The organism is Streptomyces sp. NPDC004721 (genome assembly GCF_053601495.1).
Window position 1 is genome coordinate 17,432 of record NZ_JBSGBZ010000080.1, and the last position, 10,150, is coordinate 27,581.

Below are 10,150 nucleotides of genomic sequence, written 5' to 3' on the forward strand. Positions count from 1 at the left end.
CGCCGATAACCCCTCCGACAACTGCCCGCACACGAACGCGGACTGGGCGGCGTATCCGCAGCTCACCACGCCTGCCCGGCCGTAGTCGGCAGCCCGACATCCCCCTATGCACCTCTCGCAGCCGACCCCAGAACAGAAAAAAGGCGAGGCAGCAAGCTGAGTTCAGCCAGTGGAGTAGGTATTGATCCACGAGAGGCCGCCGAGGTCGAGTTGGTGTCGGGCGCGGGTGACGGCGACGTAGGCGAGGCGGGCGTCGGTGTCATTGACCGGTTCCGGGATGGGGCGTCCTTGCTCGTCGTGCCGGTCGGTGTCCTTGGGCGGGGGGAAGTCATCGGCGATCTGGACGCTGGGCCATTCGCGGCCTTTGGCGGTGTGGGCGGTGGTGACGGTGACGTCGGCGTGGTTCTCGTTGGTGAGTTGGTCGACGGCGGTGAGGATGGCGTCGGGGCCGTGGGTGTCGATGAGGTCGGCGAAGGGCTGGAGGTCGCGTCCGGCGGGGTCGTGTGCGGCGTTGTCCTGCAGTTCGCCCCAGGAGGGGAAGAGTACGAGTTCGGGGTGGGTGGTGCGGCGGCCGTCCTTGAGGTCGCGGGCCGCGAGGGCGAGCGCGGCCAGTTGTTGCCCGCCTCGGGTGAGGGCGACGCGGTGGCCAGCAGCGAGCAGGCGCATGACTTCGGCCATGGCGCCGATGTTGGTGCGGCACAGTACCGCGTCCGGGCGGGTAAGGCTGCCGACCTCGGTGGAGATGGTTTCGGTGCCGGTCAGGCGGATGGGGGCGTCGGCGAGCGTGAGCCACCGGTTGGCCTCCTGGGCGATCTTGGGGCCGAAGCGGAAGGAGCGGGTCAGGGTAAGGGGGGTGGCGTCGAAGCCGGTCATCACGTCGCGGGCGCCGCGCCAGCCGTAGATGGCCTGAGCGGAGTCGCCGACCATGATGAGCTGGGCATGGTCGCGCTGGGCGGTGAAGACTTCCTCCAGGACCGGGTTGGTGTCCTGGGCCTCGTCGAGGAAGAGGAAGTCGGCTTTGATCGTCGGTTCGGTCAGCGCCCACATTTTCAGGTAGTGGTCGTGTTCGAAACGGACCACACGCTGGTCGGGGTTGTGCAGGTCAGCCCAGGCTCTGGTGGCGGACCGCATGACCGCATCGGCGAGTTGGCTGTGCTCGCTGGGTGTGTCCAGGCCACGCAGGCGTGGCACATGGTGGGCGGCCAGGGCGCGGTCGGCGGAGTGACAGTAGCGGGTGACGGTGCGCAGCACGGTGTGGGAGAGTGCCCGGGGGCTGATCTCATGAGCGCCGATGCGGACCGGACGGGTGATGCCCAGCGCCTGGCCGGCCTTCCACGCAGGCTGGCGGGGGCTGTTGAGTCGACGGACGTAGCGGTGACCCACGGCGGCGAAGGCCGTGGCATGGGCGGCGCATGGTCACCCCCAAGGGACTCCAGCTCCGGCTCATGCTGACGATGCTGTACGCCGCGCAGTGCGCCGTGGGGCCGGGGAAGCCGTGGGACACCCCCTATCCCGTGGAGTCGACGGCGAAGCACCCGCTGTCATGGATGAGCTTGTCGGCCTCCATCAGCCAATGCGCCGGTCCCGGTATCCAGTTGGCGTCCGAGGACGTCAACCGCCGACGCCAGCTCACGCAGGCCCTGAAGACGCTGGAGTCGATGGCGCTCGTACGGGCCAACACTGGACCTGGCCGTTTCAGCACCGGTTTGCAGCTCCTTTGCGAGAACGGGACCAGCACCGTCAGCTCGGCGATCCCGTACACCGCCGCCGATGACACCGAGCCTTACGTGGAGATCCCGGTCGAGTTCTTCACCCGCGGTTGGGTGCACGTGCTCACCAACAGCGAGATCGCAGCCCTGCTCATGTGGCTTGACCGCCTCAGGTACACCGGCGTAGAGGTCGGCGCCGAGGAGGGCGACCCGCTCACCATCACCTACGTCACCGGCGATGTTAGGCAGGGCCTGTACGGGTTGGGGCGGAAGGCCTACGAGACACACCAAGCCCTCGATGCCTACCAGCTTCTCGACGTCATCAGGCCTGAGAAGCGTTACGACTCCGGCAAGTGGGAGGGATATTCGCAGGGCGAGTCGGACCTGCTGTGCCACCGTGTCTCTCTCGCCCCCGCCGGCTTCGACCGCGATGCCGGAGAGGTTGTGGAGGATGTCCTGAAGCGCCGAGACACCGGCGGGTACTGGGGCCGCCCCATGTTCAGTGCGCCGAAGCGCTTCGACCGCTTCCGCATGGTCTCCACCGACGAGTAGAGCGGGTGCCGAACCGCGTTCGGCCCCCCAGACCGGCGCCAGCTAAGACCGTGTCCTACGTGGTGAGGCGGACGTATCGCTGGTAGCAGCAGATGGCTGCGGCGAGTCCGAGAAAGGCGAGGACCGGATCCCGATCGTGGCCTGCAGCGCATCGGCCGTCTCCTCGTCCGTGCCACCGAGCCTCGGGTCACAGGCTGGTTGTCTCCTCCTGCGCGGTGTTCCCGTCTTCGGCGGCATCGGGGGCGTCCTCGGTGCTCTCCGCGGTGCGGCGGTAGTAGGGGTGGGTGGAGTCCATCCTGCGGGCGAGGTGGAGGGGGGTGGGGGTGCTTTGGCGGACGTCGGAGGTGATGCCCTGGTTGGTCAGGACGGCGGCGACGGCTCCGATGAGGTCGCAGTCGGCGTCGGGGCTCTGGGCGATGACGGTGAACCGGGTGGCGGTGTGGGCGTAGCCGTTCTTGCTCTGGCTGGGGCTGTCGAAGCGTGTCTCGTCCTTGCCGAAGCGGCCGGCGGGGCCGGCGGCCCAGGTGCGGGGGACGTTGACGAGTAGGAGGTCGGGGTAGGTGACGGCGCCGTCGTCGGTGGCGAGTTGGAAGAGGCTGTTGGTGGTGTCGGTGGCGCGCCAGGTGCCGTCGCTGGTGCGCATGTGGGCCCCGGTGGGGCGGCCGATGCGTTCCAGGTCGCCGATGACGCGGACGGTGGCCAGGGGGCGTTGGGCGCGGGGGAGGCTGTGGCCGGGCAGCCAGGACGCCGGCCGGGGCATGCCGGGCGGCGGGTCCTGGCCCAGGGCTTCGTCGGTGAGGCCCGCCCAGATGTACTCGGCGGCGTCGCCGTCGACGTAGAGCACCGCGGGGGCTGGTGCGGGGAGTTGGGTGCGGGCGGCGATAAGGGCCTGCTCGACGATGTCCGCGGCGGCGCGGGCCTGGAGTGTCTCGTCCGCGGCGGCGCGGTATCCGCTGACGTCCCAGGCGAGGTCGGCGGCGTGCAGCGCGGTGGTGGCCGGGCTGCGGGGCTTCCACTGCCCGGCCTGGGGGCTGTAGGCCCAGACCTGCCAGGGGGCGTCCTTTCCGCCGGTGGGGCGCATGGCGGCGAGGGTTGCGGTGATCGGCGCCGGTTCGGTGGTGCGGCGCTTGCCGGGTGTGCGGCGCTGGGCGTGGCGGCGGACGTGGATGCCGATGTGCCACCAGTTCTCGAGCGGCAGTTTGCCGAACGCGGCACCGAGGCGGTGGTCGGTGGCGCCGACGCCGCTGAGGATCTCGCGCAGCACGTTCGCGGTCGAGCTGTCGAGGCCGCTCTGGCGGGAGGCGACCTTTTTCGCGCGGTACTTCTCGTTGTAGGGCTTGCCCTCCCGGGTGTGGGTGGGGACCGGCGGCGGGGCCTGCTTGATGTACTGGGAGGTCGCTGGGAGGCGCGCGAGGGCCTGCTTGGAGGGCCACTTGCCGTCCTCGGCCTCGGCCTTCTCGCGGGCTTCGACGCTCGGGTACCAGCGCTCGGGGTCCCAGTCGGTCTCGCAGATCGCTGCGACGAGCGTGTCCTCGCGGGTGTGGGGAGCGAGCATCTGCGCCAGGTCCCGCTCGCGTTCAGCGCTGGTGCGCGGTCCGTGGCCGAGGGCACTGGCCTTGTCGTGGAGGAAGACGACCTCGATACGCCCGCCGACGGCGGGTTCGGCGACGCCTTCGACGGCCTTCCAGTCCTCGCCGAGGCCCCACTGGGCGGCGATCGCGGCCTTCACCCGGGCGCGGACCTCGTCGGTGTTCCACAGGACGGGAACGAGGAGGGTGCCCACGCCGGCGGCGTCCAGGGCGGCGGGGATCCGTTCGAGGGGGATCGGTCCGCTGACGCGTGAGCCGCTCTCGGTGGGCGGCACCTTGATGCCGGGGACCTCGATGAACACGGGGCTGCGGTGGCTGTACTTCTCGCACCGGGTGTCGATGGCCTCCTCGACGCGGCGGAAGAACTCCATGCCGTGTCCGCGGCCCAGGCCGGGGGTACGGACGCTGGCCGGGGCGACGGCCCAGACCGGCCCCGGGGCGGTATCGGCCAGGGCATCGTCGGCGAGATGTTCGGGGAAGGGCGGCACGTTCGCGCTCAGGCGGGGCAGGGCGGCCAGGCGGCGGCTGGCGGCGACCGCAGGGACGTTCAGGCGGCGCTTCCACGGCGGCCCGTCGGTGGCCGCGGCGACGACGAGCGGCTGGTCGGGGTTGGCCAGCAGGACGGTGGCGACACCCTTCCAGGAGGTGGCGAGGAGGGTGGTGGTGGCGTTCACGGTCAGCGCGTGGCGTCGGGAGTGCCCGCTGGCGGCGGTGCCGATGGTGATTCGGGGCAGCAGGTGGCGCACGATGCCCTTGCGGTCGGGTTCGGCGGGCAGTTCGTGACCGATCGCGGCCAGGCGGCCGTCGGTGCACAGGGCGAAACGGACGGGGGCGCCGTTGTTGCGGGGCCACTCGAGGGCGGCGAGTTCCTCGGCCAGGCGCCAGCGGGCGAGTTCGCCCGGCCACCAGCCGCGCGAGCGCTTGCCGGTGCTCGGCGGCGGGGGCAGGACGGCGGAGCGGGGCTCGGCCCGGGCGAGGAGTTCGGCCAGCTGTTCGCCGATGCGCCGGCCGTCGGAGCCGGGAACCACGGCTTCGGCCCAGTAGCGGAACACATCGCGCCGGTCCTCGGCGCTGATCGGCGCCGCGCACAGGAGTTCGTAGCAACCGTCGTTCCACTGCCAGCGCGCCCAGGTGCCCGCCGCCGCACGCAGGACACACTCCAGCGCCCGGTAGGGCGGCTGCACGTCCAGACCGGTGCCGACGTTGCGCTTGTACTCGCGCGAGAGCTCCATGGCCAGGTCCATGACGGGGGCGTCGGGCCGGTAGGCGATTACCTCGCCCAGGTCGGCGGGAGCGGTGCGGAATTGCAGCAGGCGGGCCTGCTTGCGGGCGACGCTGTCGAGCGGGCGACTCATGCGTACTCTCCCAGGTAGGCGTCAAAGCCCGCGCGCAGCGCGGGGAGCAGGTGCTGGGCGTGGGCGTACTCGGCGATTTCCTCGATGGTGTGGCCGTAAGAAGCGCCGAGCTGGGCGAGGTCGTCCGGCGGCGACTGCTCGAGCAGCCCGCGGATCAGGGTGGGCAGGTCGGATCCCCAGGTGGGATCGTGGAAGGCGCCGTCGATGAAGTGGAGCTCGACGTGGGTCTGCCCGCGGCGTCCGCGGCCTGCCAACTGGACGCTCTGCCCGAGGAGGGTGGCGACGAGTTCGTACTTCAGCTCGTCGGGCAGGGCGGAGAAGCGCTTGGGCGCGTTGAGGTTCAGGCGCAGGTGCGCGTCGGCCGCCGCGCGGGCCCGGGCCAGGACGGCGGCGGGGTCGTCGCCGGGCACGGTGTTGCGCCAAGCCCGGGCGGCGACACTGGCCGCCAGCACCGCCGGGTCGTCGGCCGGCATGACCGGCCGCACACCCATGGCGATCAGGGTGATGGCCGACACGGCGACGCCCTCGAACACGGTCAGCACGTTCAAGCCCCGCTCGGTGCGCGGCAGCGGCGAGATGAGCACCTCGCCGTCGAGGTCCGCCAGCTCCGCGAAACGGTCGCGGGTGAGCTGGCCGATCGCGTCGCAGACCGGCGGCAGAGAGAGGTCGGGGGTGTCCGCGACGGCGACGTAGATTCGAAGCCGCCGCCCGAGGGCGAGCGCGGTGTCGTACAGGGTCTGGGCGAACAGGCGGGCCTGCCGGTAGGAGTTGACGGTGATCAGGGCCCGCGCGCGATGCCGGGTGCGCGCCTCCGCGGCAAGCCGGTCCAGGTCGCGCACCAGGCCCGGTGCGTAGCCGGCGGCCAGTGAGATGACCCGCTGGTCGCGTTCGCGGTAGGGGGTGCTGCCGACGGCCAAGAGCTTTCCGTCGGCGACGGGGGTGCTGTTGAAGATGGTCAGACCATCGCGGAGGGTGTCGGGCATCGCCCAGTCGGGGCGAGCGAGCAGGTGGGTGCGTGCCGCGCCCGGCATGAAGCCGGTGGCGGACATGCCCAGGACAGTACGCTGGCGGCCGCTCAGGGCGAGGGAGACGATGCTGCCGAGGAACTGTGTCTCGGTGTGGGGGTCGGCGCGCAGCACCTCCATCTTCAAGCTCGCATGGGCGCCCGGATCGTCCAGCCCCTCGAAGCGGAACCCGCCCAGCTGGCGGCCCAGCGGCCCGAACGGGACGACGGTGCCGGCGCCCTGGTGGCCGATCGCGTCGGCGAGCTCGGAGGCCGCGTCGATGCCGTGCCCGGCGAGTTCGCCGGCCCTGTCCGTCAGGTTGAACATCGTGTGGACGATGGCCGTCAGCCACGTCTTCATTATCAGCGCGTGCAGGACGCCCGCGGTGACCTCGGTGCGCGTGAGCGCCCGCACCGGCTCCGGCCGGTCGAGCCCGCGCTGCGCTGGCACCGTGGACTCGGCAGGTGCTCCGTCGGCTCCGCCCTTGGCAGCGCAGAAGGCGGGCAGCGCGGCGGAGATGATTTCCCGCAGTTCGTCCTTGAGGGGGGCAAGCTGCCACTCCCCGCCCTCGTCGATCGTGAGCATCCGCTCCAGCACGTCCGGGACGGGCAGCAGCCGATCCGGCAGGACGGCGCAGGAAGGGCGGTCGCCCGGCCGGGTGGCCACGCGCGGGAGCAGGGCCTGCAGGCAGTCGGCCTGCTCGGCGGTGGCCGCGACCTTGGGATCCACCCCGATCAGGTTCTCCAGCAGATGCCGGTCCCACTGATGGGGTTGATACCAGCGCTTGCGGTCCTGCAGGACCTGCCGCGTCCGGCGCGGGTCCTGCCCGCGGGCCAGGGCCCGCGCCTGGGCGACCTCGGTGCAGACCTCCTCCCCGGCCACTAGGTCGAGCAGCTGCTCGGCCAGGAACACCGCCCGGGTCAGAGGCCGGCGCACGGCCACCGCCAGCCGCGGCGGCGCCTGGTGCAGGCTGTCGCGAATGCGCCGTAGCACCGTGGTTGGGCGGGAGCGGGACGCGAGTTCCAGCACGCCGCACTCGTCGAACCCCCGCGACTGGTAGGCGTCGACCTCGTCGACGACCACATAGGACGCCAGGCGCAGAAGGAACTCCCGCACGCTGATGCTGTTGCGGACCTCCCCGTCGACTTCCACCGGGACCTTGATCATTCCGGACTGGAAGCAGGCGTGGGTGGTCACGATGATCCTGGCCGTCGTCGCGGCCTCGATGTGGGAGAACTTCCCGCAGGACGACACATACGGGCACAGCGCCCGCTCCGGCTGGCCGAAAGCATCCGACGCCGTGACCGTGCACGGCTCTCTGCCGGCCTCGAAGGCGTCGCGTCCCTCGAGCTGCGCCTGCGCGGCGCACCCGTAGGCGGAATTGTTGACGAGGAAGGCGATGCTCGCCGAGGCCTGCGCCAGCGGCACCCCGGTGCCCTCCAGCTTCGCGGCGGAGCGCAGCGCGAAGTTGTAACGGCTGTTGGGGGCGATGAACGGCGTGGCCGTCTCCTTGACGCCCGCCGCCCGCAGCTCCTGCTGCAAGGTGGAGGCCTCGCCGTAGACGTCGCCGTTGTCGCTGACCACCAGCACGGTGGTGCGGCCCAGGCCGGCCTGCTGGATCGCCAGCCCCCGGCCGAAGACGTTCTTGCCCACGCCCGGGGGCGCGCTCAGCAGGTGCATCCGGCCCGGCGGCAGGACGACAGGTTCCAGGGGGCGCTGCCCGCCACCGATGGTCCCGCGCAGCAGCAGCGCGATCTGCTTCTCGCGGAAGGCCGGGCCCGTCATGTCCTGGTCGGTGTCCCGACTCTGCCAGCCGAGCTCATCGGCGTCCACCACCAACTCCACCGACGGCGCGGTCACGACCCGAGGCGGCCTGTACACCCCCTGCTCGTCGGGGAAAGCGAGCTGGACCCGCCCACGCGATGTCGGCGCCGACCAGCCCGATCCGCTCGCGACCCGCAGCAGCCGCCGACGCCTGGTCGGCGCGAGCAGGCGTTCGGCGACGTCCGAAGGGTCCTGCCCGTGAGCCGGCAGCACTTCAAGCGCCCGCCCCCGCTCGCTGTACCCGAGCGCGTAGAGAGCGGGCAGCGGGTCGTCCGCGTCGGGGATGTGGAAGACGTCGTAGACGGTCCGTTCGACGTGGTGCAGTAGCGCCTCCCCCCGATGGCGGGTGCCCAACAGCGCGCCGAGGCGCTGCTTGTCCGCCTCCGACCACTGCTCCCAGTCCGCCACGGCACGCGGCGCGTGCCCGCTCAGCAGGACATGGGCGTCCGCGACGCGCACCACCTGCCGCCCGTCGCGGAACCGGGCGGGAAGAAGGTACTCGGCCAAGGCCAGAGCCCCGGCAAGCGTCCTGCTCACGCCCCCTCCACCTCCGCCACCAGGTCGGCATCGGTCAGCACGCGCGCCCCGCTGTCGCGCACCACCCGGCGCAGCAGCGGCAGGTACCCCCGCAGGTGCTCAGGCACCACGACGCACAGCTCGCCGGGCCCCTCGGGATCCTCGCGCAGCTTCTGGGCCAGCCCGTAGGGGTCGGCCCAGGTCTTGACGTCGACGTGCCACGCCCTGGACCGGCCGGGACGAGTGACATGCAGGTCATAGGCGTCGCCGAACGGCCACAGCCGCACTTCCGCGCCCAAGGCGACCAGCCGGTCGCGCAGCTCGACCTCCAGCAGGCCCGGGAGCGTCACCCACAGCCACAGGGCATAGGGCAACGCCACGTAGCCCTCCACGGGCAGCAGCTCCGGCAGGGTGCGCAGTTCGCCGCACGGGGTCAGGCGCCAGCCCTCCACCGCAGTCGGCTCGGCCCGGTACCGGGCGCCCAGCAGGCTGTGGCGCTCGTCCTCACACTCGACGTCCACCACGCCGTTGGGGCGGTAGGTGGCCCGCATCGTCCATCTGCACATCGGACACGCTGCCCACAGGCCGCCGAACTGCCGCGTCGGGGAGACACCGGTGTACGCGCCCAGCTCGACCAACGCGGTGTTCCGGGACAAAACGCGCCGTGTCAGGACGGGCGTGCGGACCATCGCCTCCCGGCCCCGGGTGTACGCCTCGAAGCCGGCGGCCCTCAGCGCGCGGAAGACGGCGTGCTGGACGGTCTCGCCGGAGATCCGCGACAGCCCGGTACTCACCGGCAACATCCCTACCGCCCGCAGCAGGCTGTGCAGATGGCGGATGTCGGCACCGATCCCCGGGGCCTGGTGGCCGTGCTCAGAGGCCTCCACCGCGAGCCGGTGCAGCGCCGAGCTGGGCATGCCGTCGTCATCGAGCAGCCACAGCTTGCCGAGCACTGGTCCCTGGGGCCGTCCCGGCAGAAGGTCGGCCACCCGGCTTCCGCGGAGCCGACGGGCGAACACCTCGTACGACGGTGCCTGCTCAAGGACCCCGAACGAGCGCACGTAGCGACCATGGCACTCCATCAGCAGCCGCATCCGCCCCTGTGCCTCGCCCTCACTGCTGCTCAAGGCCAGGGCCGCGACCACGCAGGCGTCGAGCGCTGCGCGCTGATCCCCGTCGAGTTCTTGAACGGCCGTTGCCGTCCCGGCCACCGCCGACACCCCGGTCCTCCCCCCACCGCATTGAGCCCATGCCACAACCTCAACCCCTCCGCCCTGTGGGAGGGCACGGGAGTTCGGGGGCCTTCCCTCGATCCGGTGATCCCGATCCGACGTGCGCGGTGCGGTGGTCTTCGTGACGGACTGGTGTCCGGCTGCCTCCGGATCGGGGTCGGCAGCGTCGTGCCCCCAACAGCGCTCCATAGACGACGCGGAAGCTGCGCGGGCCCTGATCGGGTGTCTCGGCCCGATCCGTCCTGATGAGAAGGCGGAATCCGGATATAAGGCTTAAGCTTGATGTTTAACCTCGGCGGTTCACCTGACCCGCTGATCTTGGTTCGTTCCCGGGACAGCAGGACGGCCGTTCTTCACGCTTCGAGGTGT

General features: G+C 71.4%; 4 protein-coding genes and 1 pseudogene. 1 reads left to right on the top strand and 4 read right to left on the bottom strand.

Translation table 11 applies throughout. The annotated features are described in order from the left end of the window. Positions 1 to 162 precede the first annotated feature (162 nt). A pseudogene (locus tag ACWEK3_RS38340) lies at positions 163 to 1,407 on the bottom strand (UvrD-helicase domain-containing protein); the annotation flags it as partial. 5 nt (positions 1,408 to 1,412) lie between these two features. On the opposite strand from ACWEK3_RS38340, the gene ACWEK3_RS38345 reads away from it, so the two are divergent. After that, on the top strand, positions 1,413 to 2,261 hold the full coding sequence (locus ACWEK3_RS38345) for a hypothetical protein (RefSeq protein ID WP_453251841.1): 849 nt from the start codon (positions 1,413 to 1,415) through the stop codon (positions 2,259 to 2,261). Between the two features lie 187 nt (positions 2,262 to 2,448). Here ACWEK3_RS38345 and ACWEK3_RS38350 read toward each other — a convergent pair whose 3' ends face one another. The 3 genes from ACWEK3_RS38350 to ACWEK3_RS38360 are packed head-to-tail and all read right to left on the bottom strand — an operon-like array spanning position 2,449 to position 9,760. Then, on the bottom strand, positions 2,449 to 5,205 hold the full coding sequence (locus ACWEK3_RS38350) for an RNAseH domain-containing protein (protein WP_453251842.1): 2,757 nt from the start codon (positions 5,203 to 5,205) through the stop codon (positions 2,449 to 2,451). Next, entirely contained in the window at positions 5,202 to 8,570 is a 3,369-nt protein-coding gene (locus tag ACWEK3_RS38355) for a hypothetical protein (RefSeq protein ID WP_453251843.1), read from the bottom strand. Before ACWEK3_RS38355 ends, ACWEK3_RS38350 begins: the two co-directional genes overlap by 4 nt. Further along, positions 8,567 to 9,760, bottom strand: a complete 1,194-nt coding sequence (locus ACWEK3_RS38360) for a restriction endonuclease-related protein (protein WP_453251844.1) — start codon at positions 9,758 to 9,760, stop codon at positions 8,567 to 8,569. The genes ACWEK3_RS38355 and ACWEK3_RS38360 overlap by 4 nt, the downstream gene beginning before the upstream one ends. Positions 9,761 to 10,150 lie beyond the last annotated feature (390 nt).

Excerpts from the sequence above, each read along its gene's own strand:
- ACWEK3_RS38345 (WP_453251841.1), top strand. The coding sequence starts at position 1,413 with ATGGTCACCCCCAAGGGACTCCAGCTCCGGCTCATGCTGACGATGCTG.
- ACWEK3_RS38350 (WP_453251842.1), bottom strand. The coding sequence starts at position 5,205 with ATGAGTCGCCCGCTCGACAGCGTCGCCCGCAAGCAGGCCCGCCTGCTG.